This window comes from Caballeronia sp. M1242 (assembly GCF_017220215.1).
Lineage (GTDB): Bacteria > Pseudomonadota > Gammaproteobacteria > Burkholderiales > Burkholderiaceae > Caballeronia.
Genome location: NZ_CP071130.1, coordinates 92,131 through 114,771, shown reverse-complemented (window position 1 = coordinate 114,771; position 22,641 = coordinate 92,131). Strand labels below are relative to the sequence as shown.

Sequence of the window (22,641 nt, the reverse complement as noted above, 5' to 3'; positions counted from 1 at the left end):
CATGACCATTCTCGTGATCGAAGACGACCGCAAGACCGGCGATTACCTGAAGAAAGGGCTCATCGAGTCCGGCTATCAGGTGGACCTCGTGCGCAACGGCACGGACGGCCTGCATCAGGCGCTTGCGAACCCGTACGAGCTGATCGTACTGGACGTGATGCTGCCCGGCATCGACGGATGGCAGGTCATGGCCGCGTTACGCGCGAAGCGTGACTTGCCTGTCATCTTTCTCACGGCGCGCGATCATGTCACGGACCGCATTCACGGGCTCGAACTCGGCGCGGACGATTACCTCGTCAAGCCGTTCTCCTTCACCGAGCTTGTCTTGCGCATTCGCACGCTGCTGCGTCGCGGCGTGATGCGCGAGTCCGATACGTTTCAGATCGCCGATCTGCATGTGGATGTCCTGCGCCGCAAGGTCACGCGCAAGGGCATCGACATCGTGTTGACCAACAAGGAATTCGCGCTGCTGCATCTGTTCTGCAAGCATCCCGGCGAAGCGTTGTCGCGCACGCTCATCGCATCCGAAGTGTGGGACATGAACTTCGACAGCGACACCAATGTGGTCGATGTCGCCGTCAAACGCCTGCGCGCGAAGATCGACAACGCATTCGAGCCGAAGCTCATTCACACGGTGCGCAGCATCGGCTATTCGTTCGGAGAGGATGCTTGAACCGGCGCTTGATTCCGCGCTCGCGCTCGCTTGCGCTGCGCATCGCGTTGTCGTTCGCGGCCATCGTGTGGATCGTGGTCGGCATGGTCGGCGTGGCGCTGTATCAGGCGACGAACTCGGCGCTGTCCACGCGCGCCGATTATCAGTTGATCGGGCGCGTGGAGCACTTTCGCTCGTTGCTGCACGATCTCTACACCATCAACGAGATCGAAGCGCGCCCCCGGCTGTTCGAAACTATGCTCGGCGACCGGCAGGACGTGATCATCTTCCGGCGCGCGGGATCGGCGGCGTTCATCAACGTCAATCCCGACCCTATGCCGTTGCCGCCGCTGCATATCGTGCCGGTGAACCGCGCGATCGGACTCGACGATCTGTACGAAGGCGCCCGCGCCGACGGCGTGCGCATGCGCTGGATCGGCGCGCAGGCGCGCATCGGCGAAAGCGGCGAAGTGGTCGAGATCATCGCGGCGCATGTAATGACGCAGGAAGCGCGCGTGCTGTCCACGTACCTCGTTCGCGTGTGGGTCAACATGATCGGCGCGGCGCTCATCGCGATGTTGCTGGCGTACTGGGCCACGAGCCGCGGCCTGCGACCGCTCAAGCTCATGGCCGACAAAGCCGCCGAGATCACGCCCCACCGCCTGTCCGCGCGTCTCGACGTGGCCCATGCGCCGACTGAATTGCAGGGCCTCGCCGCTTCGTTCAACGCCATGCTCGACCGTCTGGAAACCGGTTACGAGCGCCTGCTGCAATTCTCGGCGGACCTCGCGCACGAACTGCGCACGCCCATCGGCGTGTTGATCGGCGAGACACAGGTGACGCTCGCGCACGCGCGCAGCGCGCCGGAATATCGCAGCGTGCTCGAATCGAATCTCGAAGAACTGGAGCGGCTCGCGCGCATCGCGCAGAACATCCTGTTTCTCGCGCAAGCGGATCACGGCGAGCAGGCCATCGAGCGCGAGCGTCTCGACATACGCGAGGAATTGCAGAGCATCGCGGCGTATTTCGAAGGCATCGCGGAAGAACGCCGCATCACGTTCGATATCGACGCAACCGGCGACATGCACGCCAACGCGATCATGTGCCGCCGCGCTATCGGCAATGTGGTGGTGAACGCGGTGCGATATGCGACGCCGGACAGCGTCGTGCGTCTGTCCGGCCATGCGGATGCCGAGGGCGCGTGCATCGTCGTGGGAAATCGCGGCGCGCCGATTCCGCGCGAAGTACTCGCGCGGCTTTTCGACCGCTTCTATCGTGGCGATGCAGCGCGCAGCGAATGGACCGAATCGAGTGGACTCGGCCTCGCCATCGTGCAGGCGATCATGCGGATGCACGGCGGAAGCGCGTCGGCGGAGTGCTCGGCCGACGGCTGGATCGAGTTCACGCTGCGCTTTCCCGCCGCAGCCTGAGCGCGCCCGGCCTAGCGCTCACGTTCCAGCGACGCTCGCCACTTCGCGCTGCGCCAGCAACGCGTGAATCTGCGAGACGACCGCCGCGCCTTCGCCCACGGCCGCCGCCACGCGCTTGGTCGAACTGGAGCGCACGTCGCCGATGGCGAACACGCCCGGCACGCTCGTCTCCAGTCCCATCACGCCTTCGGTGCGTCCCTCGTGCGCCTCGGGTCCGGTCAGCACGAAGCCTTTTGCATCCGTATTCACGCTGCAATCGCGCAGCCAGTCGGTGTTCGGGTCCGCGCCGGTAAACAGGAACAGATGCCGCGATTCGAGTCTCAGCGGCCCATCCGGCGTCTTGCAGTTGATGGCCGTGAGCACGCGGTCATCGCCTTCCAGCGAGACGATCTGCGTATGCGTGCGTACCGTCACGTTGGGCAACGAGCCGATACGCTCGACCAGATAGTGCGACATGCTCGCCGAGAGACTCGCGCCGCGAATCAGCACGTCGACGTGACGCGCGTGCGATGCGAGATACACCGCCGCCTGCCCCGCCGAATTGCCGCCGCCCACCAGCACGACGTCCGCGTTCTTGCAGAGCTTCGCCTCCACCGGCGACGCCCAGTAGTACGTGCCACGGCCCTCGTAACGTTCCAGCCCTTCGATGGCCGGCCGCCGGTACGCCGCACCCGACGCGATCACGACCGTCTGCGTGGCGACGCGCGTGCCGTTTTCCAGCTCGATTTGAATGGGCGACTCGCCGCAATGCAGCGCCTTGATGCGCGTCGGAATGGCGATGTGAGCGCCGAACTTCTGCGCCTGCACGAACGCCCGCCCCGCGAGCGCCTGACCGGAGATGCCGGTCGGAAAGCCGAGATAGTTTTCGATGCGGGAGCTCGCGCCCGCCTGACCGCCCGGCGCGCGGCAATCGAACACGGCCACCGACAATCCTTCGGACGCCGCATAAACGGCTGTCGCAAGACCGGCCGGCCCTGCGCCGACGATCGCGACATCGTAGACGTGGTTCGAATCGAACTCGGGCAGCCAGCCGAGCTGCGTCGCTACCTGATTCTCATCGGGCGCGCGCAACACCGTGCCGTCCGGACAAATGACGAGCGGAAAATCCGCCGTGGATGCCGAGATGCGCTCCAAGAGCGCGATGGCGTCCGGGTCGGTGTTGGCGTCGATGACCGTGTGCGGATAGCCGTTGCGCCGGAAGAAGCCTTGCAGCGAGATGAGCCGGCCATCGTCCGCCTGGCCGAGCAACACGGGCCCACTGCCCTTCTCGATCAACCCGACGCGCCGCAGGATCAGCGCGCGCATGATGCGCTCGCCGAGTTCCGCTTCGGCGACGAGCAGCGCGCGCAGCCGTTCGGGCGGAATCACGAAGCCTTCGACATCTTCGGCCGCCATGCCGTCGACCAGGCACGGCTTGCCGGAAAGCTGCGCCACTTCCGCGAGAAAATGCCCGGCGCCGTGTTCGACGACGATATGCGTCTTGCCGAGCGCATCGCGCCGCGTGACGCGCACGAGCCCCTTAAGGATGACCACCATGCCGCGCCCGACTTCGCCCGTGCGGAACATCCACTCGCCCGCGCGCCAGCGCGCCGCCTCGCCGAAGCGGGACATGCGCTGAATCTCGTCGTCGGTGAGACGCGGAAACATCTGGTGCGCCCGCGTTTGCAGCGGCGAAAACGGCGCGCTCTCCGCTTCGGGCGCGGCTGCGGCGGCAGGCGCCGGCGTGCCCGAATCGTCCGGCGGCGGCATGCCCGGACTCCACGCCACGACATTCGGCATCTGCGTGGCGCGATCGCTGTTCGGGGTGGTGCTCATGCGTGATCTCCGTGAGGTAGGCCGGGTTCATGCAGGGGCGCCGACGTCATGTTGGCGGACGAAGTGTTGGGCGACGCCGCATCTCGCACCATCGGCAGCGAGCACGTATTGGCCATTTGCTCCGCTTCCTCCGGCGTCGCCGCGACGATTTCGCCGAACTCCGTCAGCTTCGCCACTTCGAAGCCGGCGAGCCGCCATGCGTCGAGGCCGCCCGTGAGCGGCAGGACATCGCGAAAGCCCGCGTTGCGCAGCGTCTTCGCCATCCATGCGGCGGACACTTCGTTCGGGCACGAGCAATAGATGACGAGCTTGCGGTCCTTGTCGTAGTTCTCGATGATCTTCTGCAACTCGCGCTCGTCCGCGAACAGCGCGCCCGGAATCACGTACGGGTCGAGCATGCGCTTTTCCGCCGAGCGGATATCGAAGATGACGGGTAGCGGGTCGCCGTGCATCAGCGCGTAGAGATCGTCCACCGAGATGCGCGCTTTCTCCAGCGTCGCCATGAGCGTGCGGCGGCGCCACCAGCGGTACGTCACGTAGACGGCGAGCAGCACCGCGACCACGATCACCGCCTGGCGTCCGAGCCGCGAGATCATCGCGAAGACCATTTCCAGTTCCGCCGCGAACACCACGCCGACGGAGAGACCGACCGCGCTCCACAACGCGACGCCCGCGCCGTCGTGCAGGACGAAGCTGCGCAGCCGCACGCCCATCGCGCCCGCGAGCGGCACCGAGACGAGCGACAGACCGGGGATGAACTTCGCGACGAGCAGAATGCGCACGCCCCAGCGTCCGAAGAAGCGTTCGGTCTTCTTCACGCAGGTATCGCGCGAGAGCGACAGCTTGCAGATGGTCTTGAGCGTGCGGTCGCCGTACTTGCGCCCGCCCTGAAACCAGACGAGATCGCCGAGCACGCCGCCCAGCACGGCGACGGCCAGCACGCCCGCGAGCGGCGGCCAGAACGCTCCGCCGTTCACGGCCATGAGCGCGGTGGATGCACCGACGATGATCATCGTCGGCATGGCGGGCACGGGCAGCCCGAGCGCGGAGCCCATGACGTTGATGAAAACGATCGCCGGGCCGAAACGATCGACTAGCTGGTGGAGCAACATGGGATCTCCCGCGTGCGCGATGGCGTTCTGACGTGACCGAAGCGCTTGCCGCGAGCGCGGCGAAGGCGGCAATCCGGCCGCGAGCGAGGGAGAAACGGGCGTGCGACGCCCGTGATCCACTGCGGCCTTCGTCACACTGAAGAGAGGAGTGTAGCGCGGAAATAAGGATGTAAGCGTGACACGTGCGCGGCATGCCGAGCGCGATGGCGTTAGCTATCCGCTCCTTGAATTGGCTGCGGGTGTTTGCGCGACGAACGCGGCTAAGAGGCGTCGGCGGCGGCATCACCCGACAGTTCTGCCGCGCCGCTTCCGCATGAGTTCTCGCCGACTTGCGCGGCTACCCGCGCATTTCCTCGATATAAGCGCGAATCACGTCAGCGAACGACCGGTCGCCCGTCAGTCCCAATTGCTGGGCGCGCGACGTATCCCACGCGCCCGGCCAGCTTGCGACGATCTTCGCGATGCGCTCGTCGCGCTGCCAGTCGATGCGCGACACGACCTCGTCGCCCGCCACTTCGCGCAGCGCCGCGACCATCTCGTTCACGCTCACCGACAACCCCGGCAGATTGATGATCGGCCGCATGCCGAACTCGGCGCGATCGATCTCGCAGCCGGCGATCAGCGCATCGACGGCGCTCTTCGGCGAAAGCAGCCACAGCCGCGTGTCGCCGTCCACCGGACACACCGAGCGTTCGCCGTTCAGCGGCTCGCGAATGATGCCGCTCGCGAACGACGACGCCGCCGCGTTCGGCTTGCCCGGCCGCACGCTGATGGTCGGCAGCCGCAGCACGCGGCCATCCACGAAGCCGCGCCGCGAGTAATCGCAGAGGAGCAGTTCGGCAATGGCCTTCTGCGTTCCATACGACGTTTGCGGGTTCAGCGCCGTGTCGTCCTGCACGATGTCCGGCAGCACGCCGCCATACACCGCGACCGAGCTCGTGAACACGACGCGCGGCGCGTGCCCCGACGCGCGGCACACTTCGAGCAGCATGCGCGATGCGTCCAGATTGATGCGCATGCCGAGATCGAACTCCGCTTCGGCCTGACCGGAGACGATGGCCGCGAGATGAAAGATGGCGCGCGTCTCCCCGTCGATGCAGCGTTCCAGCACCGCGCGCTCCGCGATGTCGCCGGTTTCGGCGCGCACGCGCGGGTCGGCGAGCAGCTGCGCGTCGGCGGGACGCGCCACGTCGAGCAGCAGCAGTTCGGTGACCGGCTGGCCGTCGAGCGTGCCGCGCGCAAGCAACCGCTTGGCGAGCCGTTGGCCGAGGAAGCCCGCGCCGCCCGTGATCAGAATTTTCATGTCGTCGCTCCGAAACGCATCACACGCATCACACGCATCACAGATAAGGCTTCAGCCAGCCGAGACCTTCGGACGTACCCGCTTTCGGCCGGTATTCGCAGCCGATCCATCCGTCGTAGCCGAGCGAATCGATCAGTTCGAACAGATACGGATAGTTCAGCTCGCCAATATCCGGCTCGTTGCGGTCCGGCACGCCCGCAATCTGAATGTGCCCGATGCCGGCGTTCGGCCGCTTCATGTCGCGCTTGAGTTTCACGGCGATATCGCCTTCGACGATCTGGCAGTGATAGATGTCGAACTGCACTTGCAGATTCGGCGCGCCGATTTCATCGCAGATGGCTTGCGCCTCGTCCTGTCGATTCAGGAAGAAGCCGGGAATATCGCGCGTGTTGATCGGCTCGATCACGATGCCGACGCCCGCCGACTGCGCCGCTTTCGCCGCGTATTCGAGATTGCGCAGATAGACGGCGCCGTGCTCGTCGCGCGGCTGATCCGGCGCGATGAGGCCGGCCATCACGTGCAGCTTCTTGTTGCCGAGCGCGGCCGTGTACTCGAGCGCCTTGTCGATGCTTTGCCGGAATTCGTCCTCGCGCCCCGGCAACGACGCGATGCCGCGCTCGCCCGCCGCCCAGTCGCCGGGCGGCGCGTTGAAAAGCGCCTGCGTGAGGCCGTTGTCGGTCAGGCGCGCCTTGATGTCGGCGGCGGGGAAGTCGTATGGGAACAGGAATTCGACCGCCTTGAAGCCGTCTTTCGCGGCGGCGGCGAAGCGGTCGAGGAACGCGTTTTCGGGGTACATCATCGTCAGATTCGCGGCGAAGCGAGGCATCGCGTGTTCTCCTTCAGTGTCTTGTGGCGGCTCGGCTTACTGCATCTGGCGTCACTTCGCCCCTTTCGGAAGCTCGATGCCGGGAAAGATCTTGATGACCGAGGAATCGTCCTCGCCGCCGTACCCGGCCGTCGACGCCATCATGAACATCTGATGCGCGGCGGCAGAAAGCGGCAGCGGAAACTTGGTGGTGCGCGCCGTATCGAGCACGAGGCCCAGGTCTTTCACGAAAATATCGACGGCGGAAAGCGGCGTGGTGTCGCCCGCGAGGATATGCGGCACGCGGTTCTCGAACATCCACGAATTGCCTGCGCTGTGCGTGATGACGTCGTACAGCGCCTCCGGATCGACGCCTTCGCGCAGGCCGAGCGCCATCGCTTCGGCGGCCGCCGCGATATGCACGCCCGCGAGCAGTTGATTGATGATCTTGACCTTCGAGCCCGCGCCGTGAGCGTCGCCGAGCCGATACACCTTGCCGGCCATCGCGTCGAGCACGTCTTCGCACGCGGCGTAGGCGGCGGCGGGGCCGGAAGTCATCATCGTCATTTCGCCGGATGCGGCCTTCGCCGCGCCGCCGGACACGGGCGAGTCGAGCATCAGCACGCCTTTTTGCGCGATGCGCTCGCCCAGTTGCACGGCGAACGCGGGCGCGACCGTCGCGCAGGCCAGCACGACGCTGCCCGGCTTCATCGCGTCGACGGCGCCGGAGTCGCCAAACAGCACGGCTTCCGTCTGCGCCGCGTTGACGACGAGGGTCACGACGACATCGCACTTGCCGCCCAATTCCGCCGGCGACGCGCACGCGATGCCGCCTTCCGCAGCGAAGGCGTCGAGCACGTCGCGGCGCACGTCGCACGCATGGACGGCGAATCCCGCCCGCAAGAGTGAGCGCGCGACGCCCATTCCCATGGCGCCCAGCCCGATGACTCCGACGTTTCTCGACATGGCGTTCCTCTGGTTTGATGTGAAGTGTTAGCGAATGCCCGCTTCCGCGAGACGGCGCGCGGCGTTGATGAGATGCGTCTGCGCGGCGTTGCGCGCGGCCACGGCGTCGCCCGCGCGGATGGCGTCGGCGATCGCGGCATGCTCCTCGCGCACCTGCCGCGAGAAGTCCTCGCGCAGCGCTTCGTTGCGGCGCGTGACGACCGTGCCCGCCTCCAGATACTGATTGAGAAAAGCGAGCGTCTTCAAAAAATACGGATTGCCGGTCGCGTTCGCGATCTCGCGATGAAACGCCACGTCTTCGGCCACGCCGTCGCGCCCCTCGCGCACGGCTTCGTCGATACGGCTGAGCGCCGCGTCGATAGCCTGCATATGCGCGTTCGTGCGATGCATCGCAGCTTCGGATGCCACTTCGGCTTCGATGGCGCGACGCAGCGCGAGAATCTGCACCACCGCGCCCGGCTCGACGGCCTGCGCATAGTCGATGCGCAGCGGCCGGATGCCCGCCCGCTCCACGATGAACACGCCGCTGCCCTGCCGCGGCTCGACCATGCCTTCGTTCTTCAGACGCGAGACGGCTTCGCGGATCACCGTGCGGCTCACGCCGAACTCCTGCGCGAGCACGGCTTCGCTCGGCAGCTTGCCCGTCGCGGCGAAACTGCCGTTCTCGATCAGCGTCTGCAATTGCTGCGCGACCGTGTCCGACAACGCGCGAGGCGGAATCTTTTCGAACAGGCGCGGCGTGGACGGGTGCAAAGTCATCGGGTCATCATACAAGTCAGGCGCGGCGCTGTCTTGCTGGCGATAACCCTGAGCGCGCTAAGAAGCGCGAGCGATTATTCGGCGAGCGGCTCGTCGATGAGCGCGAGCGCGTCGCGAATTTCTCCGACGTCGCCCGGGCGCACGAGGCGCGCGACTTCCTTGCCTTCGAGCATGAAGATGAGCGTCGGCCACAGCTTCACGCGGAAGGATCGGCCGAGCGGCCGGCCGCTGCCATCTTCGATCTTGATGTGATGCACGCCGCGATGCGCCTGAAACGCCTGCGCAATCAACGGCTGCGCGGCGCGGCAGAAGCCGCACCAGTCCGTGCCGAACTCGACGACGGTCGGCGCGGTCATCGCGTCGATTTCGCTGCGGTCGGGCGCGGTCTTCGCGTATTCGGTGGTCATGGTCATGGCGCGTTCCTCGTGTTTGCATCGGCTTGAGAAGCAGCAGGAAGCCTGCCAGGTTGGCGCTCAGCCGGTTCGTGGCCGTAGCGCGGCAGCTAGTCATTCGTCGGTTGCTGGGCCGAGCCGGTCATGAGCGCGCCTTTAGCCGTTAGCGCCCTCTTGCCTTGCTCGTTTGCTCCCGAAGAACCGCCAGTCACAATCAATTCGCCGTTGTTCGGTCACTGCCCGAAGCCCGACATCCCGATCAGCGCGCCGCCCGCGAGCAGCCACAGCGGATGCAGCTTCGTCCTGTACGCGAGCACCGCGACGACCGCCGTGATGCCGACGAGCACCGCCGCGCGGTCCGACGCCTCCGCAATCAAAAGCGCGCTCGCCGCGACGAGTCCGACGGTAATCGGCACGAGCCCGAGCTGCACATAGCGCCGCCACGGGCGGTCCTTGAAGCGCTCCCACGCGTGCAGCGCGAGAATCGTCACGAGCGACGACGGCCCGAACTTCGCGAGCGACGTCACCAGCACGCCCGGCCATCCCGCGACATGCCAGCCGATCAGCGTGACGACCATCATGTTCGGCCCCGGCGCGGCCTGCGCGAGCGCGAAGAGCGCGGAGAAATCCGCCTTCGTCATCCAGTGATGCACCTGCACGACCTGCCGCTGCATCTCCGGCAGGATGGTGTTGCCGCCGCCGAACGCGAGCAACGACAACTGGCTGAAGATGGTCGCGAGCGAGAACAGATCGTCTTTCATCGGCGCACCTTCCAGGCGATCAGCACCGAAATGGGCGTGAGCACGAGCATCGACGGGAGCAGCGGCGTGCGCAGCAACGCGATGCCAGCGAACATCACGAGCGCGACGGCGGCGGCCTCCGGCTTCTTGCGCAGCGGCCAGAGCAGCTTCACGGCCATCGCGATCAAGAGTCCCGCCGCGGCCGCCGCGAGCCCGGCGAAGAGATGCGCGACGCGCGGGTCCTGATGCGTGCGTTGGTAGATGACGCCGAGCCCGATCACGATCAGCGACGGCCCGACGAGCAGACCGAGCAGACCGGCAATCGCGCCCGGCACGCCGCGAAAGCGCATGCCGACAGCCACGGATAGATTGATCACGTTGCCGCCCGGCAGGAACTGACAGAGGCCGAGCAAATCGGTGAAGGCTTCGGCGTCGAGCCATTTGCGGCGCTCGACGATCTCGCGTCGCGCGAGCGGCAGCGCGCCGCCAAACGCCGTGAGGCCGAGCGTCAGAAAACCTAAGAAAAGTTCGGGAATCGTGGGACGGGCGGAATCCGGTGGCATGGCGCGGTGAGGGGCAAAAAGCGGCAAAAGCCGAGAGCGTACAGCGTCGGACCGCGCGGCAGAAGCGGCCCGCGCGCGGGTTCATGCCTGAGAAGCGCGCGCCCGCCTTGCTTCGTATGCCTTCAGATGCGCATACGCCGTAGCCAGCACGGACGACGACACATCCACCGCCGACTTTCGCCGCGCCAGCAGATCGCCGACGATATGGTCCGCTTCGATCGGCGCGTTGTTCTCAATATCGCGCAGCATGGAGGCTGTCATCTGCGAGCCGCGCTCGGAGAAGAACGCACGCGCACGCGCGAGCACCGCGTCGCCGGGCGCGTGGCCGTTGTCGGCGGCGATGCCGCGGCATTCGTCGAACAGCCGTCGCAGCAGCTCTTCGCCGGCCGGCGCGGCCACGATGTCGCCGATCGGCGCGCGCATCAGACACGTGCCGCTCGCGAGCGTCGCGAGAAAGACCCACTTGTCCCACATCGACTGGAGGACGTTCTCGCTCACATTCAGTTCGAAGCGCGCGCCGCCGAGTTGCTGCGCGATGGCGTCGATGCGCGGCGTCCGGCCGCCCGCGCGCTCGCCGATGGTCATCGACTGCATGTTGTTCAAATGCACGATGGTGCCTTCGGCATCGAGCGTCGCGGCAATCACGCATTGGCCGCCGAGCACGTTCGCGGCTTCGAAGCGCGCGTCGAGCGCATCGAGATGAGCCATGCCGTTCAGGAGCGGCAAGATGGCCGTGTCGGGACCGACGGCGGGCGCGAAGGAATCGATCGCGCCTTGCAGATCGTAGGCTTTGCAACTCAGCAGAATGAGATCGAAAGGCTGATGGATATCCTGCGCGAGAACGATAGGCGGATTCGCGAACGTCAAATCGCCTTCAGGGCTTCGCACCTTCAGGCCGCTTGCGCGCAGCCGCTTGGCGCGGCGTTCACGCACGAGGAAGGTCACGTCCCTGCCCGCTTCCAAAAGCCGCGCGCCGAAATAACCGCCGATCGCCCCCGCGCCCACGACCAGAATCCGCATGTCTCGCTCCTTATCGCAATGGTTGTCCGATGTTCGCCGCTATGCCTGCCAGACGCCGTAGCCCGCTTCGCGCAAGCCGATCGCCAGTTCCACTTCCATGTCGCGTGCGCCGTCGTAGGGCATCGGGTTGTACATCTCGTACAGATGCGGCAGGAGCCGCAGCCCGAATTCGCGCACATAACGGTTCGACTGAATGCCCGCCTTGTGCTTGTCGAAACGCACGTCAGGGTCCACGCCCGTCATGCCGACATACACGAACGGCTTGCCGAGCACGTAATCCGGATTCGCACGACGAAAGCGCGCTTCGTTCCAGACCGCGTCCGAGAGTTCGACGACATAAACCGAATAGTGATGCGCTCGCGTGCGCCGGGAAAGCGCCATGATTCGTTGATTGCGTGGCTCTTGGCGCGTTGCGCCGATGGCGGGCGTCCATTCTATGCCGGCGAACCGCGCCGCGCACAACCGCGCACGCTGCCGGATACCGCCCGAAGTGGTAAATTCGGGCGGTCTGCGCTCGCGCACCGGCCGGGCGGCGGCGCAATCCTTCGCCGGTCGGACATGAGGACGACCCCTCCCGCGCGAAGCCCGCATTCAATCGACACGTTTCTTTCCCGAAGCGACACGCGCCACGAGCCGCGATCGCTTCGGTCATTCGGAGATCAAGCATGAGCAAACAAGCTATCGGCGTGGTGGGTCTCGCCGTCATGGGCAGCAATCTGGCCTTGAACATCGAGAGCCGCGGGCACGCTGTGTCGGTCTACAACCGCAGCCGCGCCAGAACCGACGAACTGATTGCCGAACACCCCGACAAGAAGCTCGTGCCCACGTACACGCTCGAAGAGTTCGTGCAGTCGCTCGAAACGCCGCGCCGCATTCTGATGATGGTGAAAGCCGGCGCCGGCACCGACGACACCATCGCGGCGCTGCGTCCGCTGCTGGAGAAGGGCGACATCCTCATCGACGGCGGCAACACGCATTTCACCGACACCATCCGCCGCAATCAGGACCTCGCGAAGTCGGGGCTGCATTTCATCGGCACGGGCGTGTCCGGCGGCGAGGAAGGCGCGCTGAAAGGGCCGTCGATCATGCCGGGCGGACAGAAGGAAGCGTACGAATTGGTCGCCCCGATCCTCACTGAAATCGCCGCGAAAGCGCCGGACGGCGAGCCGTGCGTCGCCTACATGGGCCCGGACGGCGCGGGCCATTTCGTGAAGATGGTGCACAACGGCATCGAGTACGGCGACATGCAGCTGATCGCCGAAAGCTACGATGTGCTGAAGCGCGTCGCGGGGCTGTCGAACGAAGAGTTGGGCAAGGTCTATGTCGAGTGGAACCAGGGCGAGCTGGACAGCTACCTGATCGAGATCACGTCAAAGATTTTCTCGAAGAAGGACGAGGAAACAGGCAAGGATTTGGTCGATGTCATTCTGGATCGCGCGGCGCAAAAGGGCACGGGCAAGTGGACGAGCCAGAACGCGCTGGATCTCGGCGCGCCGCTGCCGCTGATTACGGAAGCGGTGTTTGCGCGCGTGCTGTCGTCGCTGAAGGATCAGCGCGTGGCGGCGAGCAAGGTGCTGTCGGGGCCGACGCCGAAGTTCGACGGCGATCGCGCGGCGTTCATCGAGTCGGTGCGGCGTGCGCTGTATCTGTCGAAGATCGTTTCTTATGCGCAGGGCTTCGCGCAGTTGCGCGCGGCGTCGGAAGAGTACAACTGGAATCTGCAATACGGCGAGATCGCGAAGATTTTCCGGGCGGGCTGCATTATTCGCGCGCGCTTTTTGCAGAAGATCACGGATGCTTATGCGACGAATAAAGACCTCGCGAATCTGCTGCTCGATCCTTATTTCAGCGATATTGCCGCGAAGTATCAGGACGCATTGCGCGATGTCGTCGTCGCGGCGGTGAAGGCGGGTATTCCGGTGCCGGCGTTTTCATCAGCGATTGCGTATTTCGATGCGTATCGGTCGGAGCGGCTGCCGGCGAATCTGGTGCAGGCGCAGCGGGACTTCTTCGGCGCGCATACGTTCGAGCGGACGGATAAGGCGGGGAGCTTTCACGCCAATTGGGCGTGATTGCTGGTTGATGAGTTAGGCGCGACGGGCGGTTTGTGTTGCACTGACTGCTGAGAGAGCCCTGGCTTCGGCCGGGGCTTTGTCGTTTGTGCGGTCGTGGTTCAGTTGTCTTGGCGCCGTCTGAAGCACGGCTCGCCGGTCATTACGTGCTGGTCGCCGCAGCGCCGGGACATCCGCGTCGATGATGCGTAAGCCGATCCTGCGCGGTACGGCGGTGGTTGTTCGCTTTCCACATTTGACCGTCCAGCGGCACGCTTTGACACGCAGTCGGTCATCGTGGATGTGTTGGCCGGCGACGTCGGTCGGTAAAATCGTGGGACCGGGTGCAGACGATGCGACGATTGCCGGTTAAGCCTTTTTTTCGTCGGGCTCCTTCTCGCCTTTTGAATCAAGGTCTTGCGATGGTGGCGGGGTTTTGGGTTATCTAGGTCTGGCGAGGGAAATGTCTCTTTGAATCAAAGTGTTCGCATGTTTTGTGTCTAGTTCGCTGCCGCGTAGGCAGCTTAGAAATCGTCGAATGTTACGGCGCCGCGGTAGGCCACGTTCGCTGCCGCGTAGGCAGCTTAGAAACTACCGCAACCGCCTCGATGTTTTTCTCGATAAGTTCGCTGCCGCGTAGGCAGCTTAGAAATAGCCGACCGCGATGCGGAAGCTTCGCGGCGCGTTCGCTGCCGCGTAGGCAGCTTAGAAAGTCGCGCGGGTCAGTCGTCATGCGTTGTCATCGTTCGCTGCCGCGTAGGCAGCTTACAAAAGGGAACGGGTTCGGGCGGCCTCGTGCTGCGCGTTCGCTGCCGCGTAGGCAGCTTAGAAATCGACGAGCAGACCTTCGGCGTAAGCGAGCGGGTTCGCTGCCGCGTAGGCAGCTTAGAAACTTTCCGACTCGGTCGACAACATCGAAGTGCTGTTCGCTGCCGCGTAGGCAGCTTAGAAACGAGCGCAGGCCTTGCGCAAGCCCTGTCCGACGTTCGCTGCCGCGTAGGCAGCTTAGAAACTCGGACGGATCCGCCGTCGGATTGCCGTCCGGTTCGCTGCCGCGTAGGCAGCTTAGAAATCTTCGCGCAGGCGGTCGAGGTGAGAGTTGCCGTTCGCTGCCGCGTAGGCAGCTTAGAAACGCCGAACGTCCCCACGCCGAGCCGAAAGTCGGTTCGCTGCCGCGTAGGCAGCTTAGAAAAGATCGTGTCGCTCGCTGTCACCTGCATGACGCGTTCGCTGCCGCGTAGGCAGCTTAGAAATGCGAGAATCTCCGCTTCCAGTGCCGTCGCCCGTTCGCTGCCGCGTAGGCAGCTTAGAAAGCCGCAGCTCGCGCGCCGAAAACGCCCTCGGCGTTCGCTGCCGCGTAGGCAGCTTAGAAATGGTCCCTGGTGAGACTATCGTCGCAGTAGCAGTTCGCTGCCGCGTAGGCAGCTTAGAAAAATATCCAGCGCTTGAGACACCGCCCGCGCTCGTTCGCTGCCGCGTAGGCAGCTTAGAAAAATACGACACCTTCCGCGCGGAGATGATGATCGTTCGCTGCCGCGTAGGCAGCTTAGAAAATCGCCTAGACGCTCAGCGTGTGGCGCGCCATAGTTCGCTGCCGCGTAGGCAGCTTAGAAACCACCGCGCATCTTGCAGCGTGTCTTGCAAGCGTTCGCTGCCGCGTAGGCAGCTTAGAAAGTCGAACAACTCCTCGAAGGTTTCCACGATCAACGTTCGCTGCCGCGTAGGCAGCTTAGAAAAGCAGACGACTGCCCGCGCGGATCGTTACGTGGTTCGCTGCCGCGTAGGCAGCTTAGAAACAGACCATGACTGTCGTCAGTACGTCGTCCTGCGTTCGCTGCCGCGTAGGCAGCTTAGAAAAGCCGGGGCGGAGTCGTGATGTCAAACTCCGTGTTCGCTGCCGCGTAGGCAGCTTAGAAATATGTGGCAAATCTTCAGATATCGCGCACGCTGTTCGCTGCCGCGTAGGCAGCTTAGAAAGATCAGGTGAAGCGGATCGTCGCCCCACCAGCGTTCGCTGCCGCGTAGGCAGCTTAGAAAGATTACTTTTACGAGAAGTACCAGGAGTGGCGGTTCGCTGCCGCGTAAGCAGCTTAGAAACGTCGCGCCGATGCACCATTAATCCATGCGGCGTTCGCTGCCGCGTAGCCAGCTTAGAAATCGCCCTGCAAACGGCGGATGTGGATCTCGTCGTTCGCTGCCGCGTAGGCAGCTTAGAAAACTGCGCAGCGTCGGCATCTTCCTGAAAACCTGTGCGCTGCCGCGTAGGCAGCTTAGAAAGTGCTCGGGTTGAGCATGACGAAGAGTGCCGTGTTCGCTGCCCCGTAGGCAGCTTAGAAATCGTTGATCTTCGCCGACATCAGGGCCTTCGCGTTCGCTGCCGCGTAGGCAGCTTAGAAAATCGACTGAATGTCGCTCAGCTTGTTCATGGGGTTCGCTGCCGCGAAGGCAGCTTAGAAATTGATGCCGTACGGCGCGACGAGGTCGCGCGCGTTCGCTGCCGCGTAGGCAGCTTAGAAAATTGCGCGATGCTGACCGATGGACGCGCCCGGAGTTCGCTGCCGCGTAGGCAGCTTAGAAGCGCCGAATCACCGGTGTGCGCCGGGTCATATCGTTCGCTGCCGCGTAGGCACCTTAGAAAACTTGCCGTCCTCGATCTTGCGGCGGATCGCTGTTCGCTGCCGCGTACGCAGCTTACAAAGCGTTGCAAGCCAGTTAGCAACGGTTCCTGCCATCCGCTGCCGCCACACAGCTAATAACCACCCGGAAAGACCATAAACAAACCCTCACCGCTCGCCCTCCTTGCGCCAGCGCAAAATTGACGATTCCCGAGTACGACAATCGATTACCCCTCTGCTAGAGTCGATCCCACAACGACCAATCAGACTCTTCACAAACATTCGAGGCAGCGTGGAATCGATACGGACTACGGACCTTAAGACCATCCTGCATTCAAAGCGCGCCAATCTGTACTACTTGGAACATTGCCGCGTACTCGTGAAGGGCGGACGCGTCGAATATGTGACTGACGCGGGTAAGAAAAGCCTCTATTGGAATATCCCGATCGCCAATACAACCAGTATCCTGCTCGGAACAGGCACGTCCGTCACGCAGGCGGCCATGCGCGAGCTCGCCAAGGCGGGAGTGCTGGTGGGCTTTTGCGGCGGTGGCGGCACGCCGCTCTTCAGCGCGAACGAGACTGACGTCGAAGTGGCGTGGATGTCGCCTCAAAGCGAATACCGGCCGACCGAGTATCTTCAGGCGTGGGTTCGCTTCTGGTTCGACGAAGCGCTGCGCCTAGCCGCTGCCAAGCAGTTGCAGACAAAGCGGCTCGAACGACTTCAGCAGGCGTGGACCGCACAACCGTCGCGAGAGACTGGATTCTCCGTCGACGTCGACCGTTTGCAGACACTCGTGCGGCAGGCTGTCGATCAAATCGCGCATGCACCGGACACTACCGCGCTGCTCACCGTCGAAGCTCGCCTGACCAAGGCTCTCTTCAAGCTCGCGGTGGACACCGTCGGCTACGGGGAATTTACTCGCGCGAAACGTGGCAGCGGCACCGATGCCGCCAATCGTTTCCTCGATCACGGCAACTATCTCGGCTACGGCCTCGGCGCCACGGCAACCTGGGTTCTGGGCCTGCCCCACGGACTCGCTGTGTTGCACGGCAAAACGCGACGCGGTGCGCTCGTGTTCGATGCGGCCGATTTGATCAAGGATGCCGTGATACTGCCGCAGGCATTCTTGTCGGCCATGCGCGGCGACGACGAGCAGCAGTTCCGCCGGCAATGCATCGAGGCGCTCACGCGCGACGAGTCACTGGACTTCATCATCGACACGCTGAAAGCCATCGCCATCGAAACTGCAGCCCGCGCCAACCCACCCGTTGTCCTCCGATGAACGTGCTGTTCGTCTCGCAATGTACCAAGCGCGCGCTCACTGAGACACGGCGCGTTCTCGACCAGTTCGCCGAACGGCGCGGCGACCGCACTTGGCAGACGCCAATCACGCAAGGGGGACTCGATACGGTACGCAAGCTGTTGCGCCAAAACGCGCGCAAGAACACGGCCGTCGCTTGCCATTGGATACGGGCGCGTGACCACAGCGAGCTTCTGTGGATCGTCGGTGATGCACGGCAATTCAATCCCGAAGGAGCAGTGCCGACGAACGTCACCTCGAACGACGTGTTGCGTGTCGACGATGAAACCGCGTGGCACCGGCTACCCGCGATGTCGGCACTGACCGCACTAGCCGCTCTGCTGCATGACCTGGGAAAATCCACCCGGGCCTTTCAGGACCGATTGCGCAATCCCGGCATGAGGCAGCGCAATCACTACCGTCATGAATGGGTATCCGTGCGCTTGTTCCAGGCGTTCGTCGGTGACGCGAAAGACGATGCAGACTGGCTGCGTCGCCTGGCATCGTGTACCGATGCGTCCACCGATGTGCAGGCGTTCGGGGCGCAGTGGCTCGATCACCAAGGCGGTCGCCTGCTACGCGACGGACTCGATGAGCCCCAAGCGCGCAGTCGCTTGCCGTTCGCGACAATGCCGCCTCTGGCCCAGGCCGTGGCATGGCTGGTCATGACGCATCACCGCATGCCGTGCAAGCCGATCGTGAAAGAGGATGGAAGCGCAGACGCCGATGTCGACACAACCGAGCACAATTCCCGCCCTTTCGGGGCAAACCTCGCAACCGTCTATCCGCACGAACTTGTCGATCTACCTGACCGAATCGACGCGAACTGGAATGAACCTCGTGAAGAAGTAAGCGAGGCCATTCTAAAGGCGCACTGGTCTTTTCCCTGCGGCCTTCCGGTCGCCACTTCGTCCTGGCGAAAGCAAGCGGCACGCTACGCAAGCAAGCTCCTGAATCTGCCGAATTCGGACATGACCACCGCGCTAGACGATCCGTTCGTGATGCACGTGTCGCGGTTATGTCTGATGCTCGCGGATCACCATTATTCGAGTCTTGATGACGAAGCGCGTCGCAAGCCCTATCTCAATCCCGGATATCCGCTGTACGCCAACACCCGCCGTCAAGCGAGCCCCGATCAGTTGCCGCGTCTGTCGTTCAATCAAACGCTAGATGAGCACCTGCTCGGCGTGCAAGCACATGCTTCTCTCATAACGCGTTCGCTGCCGACGCTGGTCCGAAGCCTGCCCACGCTTCGGAACCATCGCAGCCTTAAGAAGCGCAACACCGACCCACGCTTCCAATGGCAGGACAAAGCAACCGATCTCGCTGCCGGTGTGCGATTACGCGCGGCCGAGCACGGTGCGTTCGTGGTCAACATGGCATCCACGGGCTGCGGCAAAACAATCGGCAACGCACGGATCATGAACGCGCTTGCCGACCCACAGTTGGGTATGCGCTGCGCGTTTGCAATCGGCCTGCGTACGCTTACGTTGCAAACCGGACGCAGCTTCCAGGGCGATCTCGCGCTGAACGACGACCGAGTCGCGATCATGGTGGGCGGAGCGGCCAGCCGCGCGTTATTCGAATATGGAGAGAGTCAGGCCGAATCGACCGGCTCTGCCTCCGCTCAAGGATTGCTCGACGAAGGCGAACAGCTCTTCTGCGAGGGCAACGATCAGCATCCCCTTCTTCAGCGATTAGTCGATGATCCGCAGATGCGTTCGTTGATCGCGGCCCCGTTGCTCGTCTGCACCGTCGATCACCTGACGCCCGCCACCGAAAGCCTGCGCGGCGGGCGCCAAATTGCACCGATGCTGCGGCTGATGACTGGCGATCTGGTTCTCGACGAGCCAGACGATTTCGACATGGACGACCTACCCGCGCTGACGCGGCTCGTGCATTGGGCGGGGCTCCTCGGTTCGCGCGTCCTCCTGTCTTCTGCTACCTTGCCGCCAGCGTTGGTACAAGGGCTGTATCTCGCCTACCTGGATGGTCGGCGTCACTATCAACGAAATCGCGGCGAGCGGCCCGACGAACCGCCGCGTGTGCCCTGTCTCTGGGTCGACGAGTTCGCGCAAACTCATGCGGACTGCGCCAGTGGAAACGAATTCTCAGCAGTGCATGATGAGTTCGTGCAAAAGCGCTGTTCACATCTTGCCGATGCTGAAGTCCGACGACGAGTGCAATTGATAAAAGTGCCCGTGCAGGAATGGAAAGCGATGCGCAAGCACAAGCGCCGTGAAGCGTTCGCATCGCTTGCACTCGAGCGCGCGTGGACCTTGCACCAGGACGCGCAGAACCACACCGTCGATCCCGCGACAGGCAAGCGCGTGAGTTTCGGCCTGATTCGGATCGCGAATATCGACGCGCTGTTCGATGTCGCACTGGCGATGTATCGGCAGGGCTCACCGGCAGAGGGCGTGCGCGTGCACGTTTGCGTGTATCACTCGCAGTTCCCGCTCATCGCGCGCTCGCATATCGAGCAGCAGTTGGATGCCGTGTTCGATCGCCGCCCGAGTGCGCACGCGAGACAGTCATCGGTGCAGCATCCTTCCGTGCGCGCTTTGCTGGAAGCGCACGATGAGCCGCATCACATGTTCGTGGTCCTTGCGTCGCCGGTCTGCGAAGTCGGTCGAGACTGGGATGCGGACTGGGCGATCGCCGAACCGTCGTCGATGCGCTCGTTCATCCAGCTCGCGGGGCGTGTGCGACGCCACCGGTCCGGGCTCGTCGAGCGGGCGAATATCGCGCTGTTCGATACGAACTTGCGGTACTTCGAACGGGGCGGCGATGCACAGCCTGCCTTCTGTAAGCCCGGCTTCGAAATGAACAGGTACAGCGGCAATAGCGGCGACCGCAAGAAAGACTCGCAGACGTGCTTCCATCTGGAGTCGCATCAGTTGAGCAGCTTGCTGGATCTGCCTCCTTCCGACAATGATTGGCCTATCGATGCGCAGGCCCGCATTCAGCAGCCGAAACAGCTGCATCCGCGTTCCCGCCTGGCCGACCTAGAGCACGCCCGCATGCGTGACACCATGTTGCCGCGCGACGAAACCAGCCGACTCTACACGCCCGTGTCGCGCGATGCCACGCGGCATTGGTACAGTCGGGAAGGCCGGCAGACGCGAATCTGGCTGACCGGTGTACTGCCACAGTTGCAGCGATTCCGCCGCGAATCTCAGCCACGGGAAGACGTGGTGTTGCTGCCCACGGAGGACGAGGACGAGGTGCGCCTGCATCGCGTCCTCGATCAGTCGGACGGGAAGAAAGCGCGATTCGTGGATATTCGCAATCTTCTATGCCTGGTGCCGGAATCTGACCTGAGCGGCCCGCGCATTGCCCCTTGGTTTCAGGTCGAGCTCATTGATCTGCTTCGGCAATGGGCCGCCGCCCGCGATCAGAGTCTCCTCAATAGTGCTCAGAGCATGGCGACCGTGAGCTTGCCTGAGTCGGAAGACGGCTGGAGATATCACCCGGCATTGGGCTTCACGAAGAAGTGAGGGTGCGCTGCCTGTGCGGCAGGAATCGACGACACCAAAAGGCTGACTTTGCTCAGCTACCTGCTCGGTAGAGCAAGCATTAAACCACTGTATGCGGCACGAATTCTACCTTAGTTCGATATCCGAAATTCTAAAGGTTGACTGGTTTCTGACCGAAGATTATGCTTCCGTCGGCGCGCGACGCTCCTAGCCGCGCCGATCATGGCTCTGATTGCTGTTTCGCAGAGTTCTCTTCAATAAGGATGCCTATATGACCGATTCAGATGCGACGGAAGACTGTCCGAACTTCCGTTCCGCAATCGATGCATTTCTGCTTGACCGCCTTCAAACGAAACTCGATAAGCTGGCGCCCGACGATCCCAAGCGAGCCGAACTCATTGCGGACCATCAACGCGACACGTGGCTCGAAAGCGCAGCGCGGCGCCTCAAGCAGATTCAAGCCGTCACGCATTCCCTGAAACCGATGCATCCCGAGGCACGCGGCACCAACATCTACATAACACCATCCAGTTTGCCGGCGCTGAACGAGTTAGGCAGTCACGCGCTCGGCAGTCAGTTTGCGGTAGACGTCGTGGGAAACGCAGCAGCACTGGATGTGTACAAGCTGTTAAAGCTGCAGATCCGGGGGCGCAGCTTGCTGGAGGCCCTTCGTGCCAACGACACAGACGCGCTGCAAGCGCTCGACGATGAACCCGCCAAAGCCAAGTCACTAAGAGACGCACTAGTCAGCCTGACCGACGAGCGCGATGCCGGCGCTACCTCACATGTAAGAGCCAAGCAGTTGTATTGGCTCGTAGGTGAAGATGCCGCTGACGATGCGCAATATCATCTTCTCGCGCCGCTGTACGCCACCTCGCTCGCTCAAGCGGTTTACGAGGACGTGCAAGACGTTCGTTTCGGCGACTCGAACAAGCTCGCCCGGCAAGCTCGCCGCGACGGCTTGCCCTTCGACGGCGTGTACCGAGAATACCGTGATCTCGCCGTTCAGAAGTTAGGAGGCACGAAGCCGCAGAACATTTCCCAACTCAATAGCGAACGCGGCGGGAACAACTACTTACTGTCGGCGCTGCCACCGCCCGTCTGGCAAAGCCAGCGCGACTACCTTCCCGTCAATGCGCGCTCCATCTTCGAAAGAGCATTCGGCGCGCGCCCGTTGGTGCGTACGGTCCTGCGCGAACTCGAGTCCGTACTGTTAGACAGCCGACCGAAGAACATGCACACCCGCGATCGCGTCGGCGAGCTCGTCAACGAGCTTGTCGATGAACTCGTCGCCCACGCCGGCGAACTGCTCCAGCATCCGGCGGGATGGACAAGGGACGCAACCTTTGAGGATCTGGCGGAAGAGGAGCAACTGTGGCTCGATCCGCTTCGGGCCGAGTTGCCGGAAGAAGGCGAGTTCGCCGGCCGCTGGTTGTCGCTGGACTGGCCCGCTCATGTGGGAGAACGTTTCGGCAAATGGCTCAATGCCCGGCTGCGAGACAAGCTACCCGAGGTCGGTTACTTCGAGTCTCGCGAGTGGCGAAGAATCCTCCTGGACGATGAGGGTAGCTGGATGCAACACCTACGCATCGTACGTGAACGGCTCGATTCCCGATCTGCAATAACCAGCTAAGAA

At 63.4% G+C, this 22,641-nt stretch carries 17 protein-coding genes and 1 CRISPR repeat array; of the genes, 6 read left to right on the top strand and 11 right to left on the bottom strand.

Going from position 1 to position 22,641, the window contains the following annotated elements:
- The first annotated feature begins 1 nt into the window (after position 1).
- Together JYK05_RS14150 and JYK05_RS14145 are read left to right on the top strand one after the other, a co-directional pair.
- Positions 2–673 (top strand): heavy metal response regulator transcription factor, encoded by a 672-nt coding sequence (locus tag JYK05_RS14150; protein ID WP_206469105.1) that lies wholly within the window; start codon positions 2–4, stop codon positions 671–673.
- The gene (locus JYK05_RS14145) at positions 670–2,082 is read left to right on the top strand and encodes a heavy metal sensor histidine kinase (RefSeq protein ID WP_241269959.1); all 1,413 of its coding nucleotides are present in this window, start codon (positions 670–672) and stop codon (positions 2,080–2,082) included. The genes JYK05_RS14150 and JYK05_RS14145 overlap by 4 nt, the downstream gene beginning before the upstream one ends.
- Before the next feature lie 18 nt (positions 2,083–2,100).
- Here the strand turns inward: JYK05_RS14145 and JYK05_RS14140 are convergent, their stop codons facing one another.
- The 11 genes from JYK05_RS14140 to JYK05_RS14090 all read right to left on the bottom strand — a co-directional run bounded on the left by JYK05_RS14140 (position 2,101) and on the right by JYK05_RS14090 (position 11,938).
- Positions 2,101–3,897 (bottom strand): FAD-dependent oxidoreductase, encoded by a 1,797-nt coding sequence (locus tag JYK05_RS14140; RefSeq protein ID WP_206469103.1) that lies wholly within the window; start codon positions 3,895–3,897, stop codon positions 2,101–2,103.
- The gene (locus tag JYK05_RS14135; RefSeq protein WP_371826452.1) at positions 3,894–5,006 is read right to left on the bottom strand and encodes a DedA family protein/thiosulfate sulfurtransferase GlpE; all 1,113 of its coding nucleotides are present in this window, start codon (positions 5,004–5,006) and stop codon (positions 3,894–3,896) included. Before JYK05_RS14135 ends, JYK05_RS14140 begins: the two co-directional genes overlap by 4 nt.
- A gap of 340 nt (positions 5,007–5,346) precedes the next feature.
- On the bottom strand, positions 5,347–6,312 hold the full coding sequence (gene denD, locus JYK05_RS14130) for a D-erythronate dehydrogenase (protein WP_206469099.1): 966 nt from the start codon (positions 6,310–6,312) through the stop codon (positions 5,347–5,349).
- A gap of 37 nt (positions 6,313–6,349) precedes the next feature.
- Positions 6,350–7,138: a 2-oxo-tetronate isomerase gene (gene otnI / locus JYK05_RS14125; protein WP_206469097.1), complete on the bottom strand. Its 789-nt coding sequence runs from the start codon at positions 7,136–7,138 to the stop codon at positions 6,350–6,352.
- Between the two features lie 51 nt (positions 7,139–7,189).
- Complete coding sequence (gene ltnD / locus JYK05_RS14120; protein ID WP_206469096.1) at positions 7,190–8,083, bottom strand: L-threonate dehydrogenase; 894 nt, start codon at positions 8,081–8,083, stop codon at positions 7,190–7,192.
- Positions 8,084–8,110: 27 nt separating this feature from the next.
- A complete protein-coding gene (locus JYK05_RS14115) occupies positions 8,111–8,815 on the bottom strand; it encodes a FadR/GntR family transcriptional regulator (RefSeq protein WP_206469552.1) in 705 nt (234 codons plus the stop codon).
- A 101-nt stretch (positions 8,816–8,916) separates the two neighbouring features.
- A complete protein-coding gene (locus tag JYK05_RS14110; RefSeq protein WP_175940888.1) occupies positions 8,917–9,255 on the bottom strand; it encodes a thioredoxin family protein in 339 nt (112 codons plus the stop codon).
- A 212-nt stretch (positions 9,256–9,467) separates the two neighbouring features.
- Positions 9,468–9,995: a chromate transporter gene (locus tag JYK05_RS14105; RefSeq protein WP_206469095.1), complete on the bottom strand. Its 528-nt coding sequence runs from the start codon at positions 9,993–9,995 to the stop codon at positions 9,468–9,470.
- Entirely contained in the window at positions 9,992–10,537 is a 546-nt protein-coding gene (locus JYK05_RS14100) for a chromate transporter (protein ID WP_206469094.1), read from the bottom strand. Before JYK05_RS14100 ends, JYK05_RS14105 begins: the two co-directional genes overlap by 4 nt.
- An 81-nt stretch (positions 10,538–10,618) precedes the next feature.
- Positions 10,619–11,557 (bottom strand): 2-dehydropantoate 2-reductase, encoded by a 939-nt coding sequence (panE, locus tag JYK05_RS14095; RefSeq protein WP_206469093.1) that lies wholly within the window; start codon positions 11,555–11,557, stop codon positions 10,619–10,621.
- A gap of 39 nt (positions 11,558–11,596) precedes the next feature.
- Positions 11,597–11,938, bottom strand: coding sequence for a hypothetical protein (locus tag JYK05_RS14090; protein ID WP_206469091.1), 342 nt, complete (start codon positions 11,936–11,938; stop codon positions 11,597–11,599).
- Between the two features lie 284 nt (positions 11,939–12,222).
- Here JYK05_RS14090 and gndA point away from each other — a divergent pair, with 284 nt between their 5' ends.
- The 4 genes from gndA (at position 12,223) to csy1 (ending at position 22,638) form a co-directional block, all read left to right on the top strand.
- Positions 12,223–13,629 carry an NADP-dependent phosphogluconate dehydrogenase gene (gndA, locus tag JYK05_RS14085; protein WP_175940883.1) on the top strand — a complete coding sequence of 469 codons (1,407 nt, stop codon included), beginning with the start codon at positions 12,223–12,225 and terminating at the stop codon, positions 13,627–13,629.
- 482 nt (positions 13,630–14,111) lie between these two features.
- Positions 14,112–16,306: a CRISPR direct-repeat array (repeat unit 28 nt; unit sequence GTTCGCTGCCGCGTAGGCAGCTTAGAAA).
- A 209-nt stretch (positions 16,307–16,515) separates the two neighbouring features.
- Positions 16,516–17,508 (top strand): type I-F CRISPR-associated endonuclease Cas1f, encoded by a 993-nt coding sequence (gene cas1f, locus JYK05_RS14080; RefSeq protein ID WP_175942338.1) that lies wholly within the window; start codon positions 16,516–16,518, stop codon positions 17,506–17,508.
- Positions 17,505–21,026, top strand: a complete 3,522-nt coding sequence (cas3f, locus tag JYK05_RS14075) for a type I-F CRISPR-associated helicase Cas3f (protein ID WP_206469089.1) — start codon at positions 17,505–17,507, stop codon at positions 21,024–21,026. The genes cas1f and cas3f overlap by 4 nt, the downstream gene beginning before the upstream one ends.
- A 250-nt stretch (positions 21,027–21,276) precedes the next feature.
- Positions 21,277–22,638, top strand: coding sequence for a type I-F CRISPR-associated protein Csy1 (csy1, locus tag JYK05_RS14070; RefSeq protein WP_206469087.1), 1,362 nt, complete (start codon positions 21,277–21,279; stop codon positions 22,636–22,638).
- The last annotated feature ends 3 nt before the right edge of the window (positions 22,639–22,641 follow it).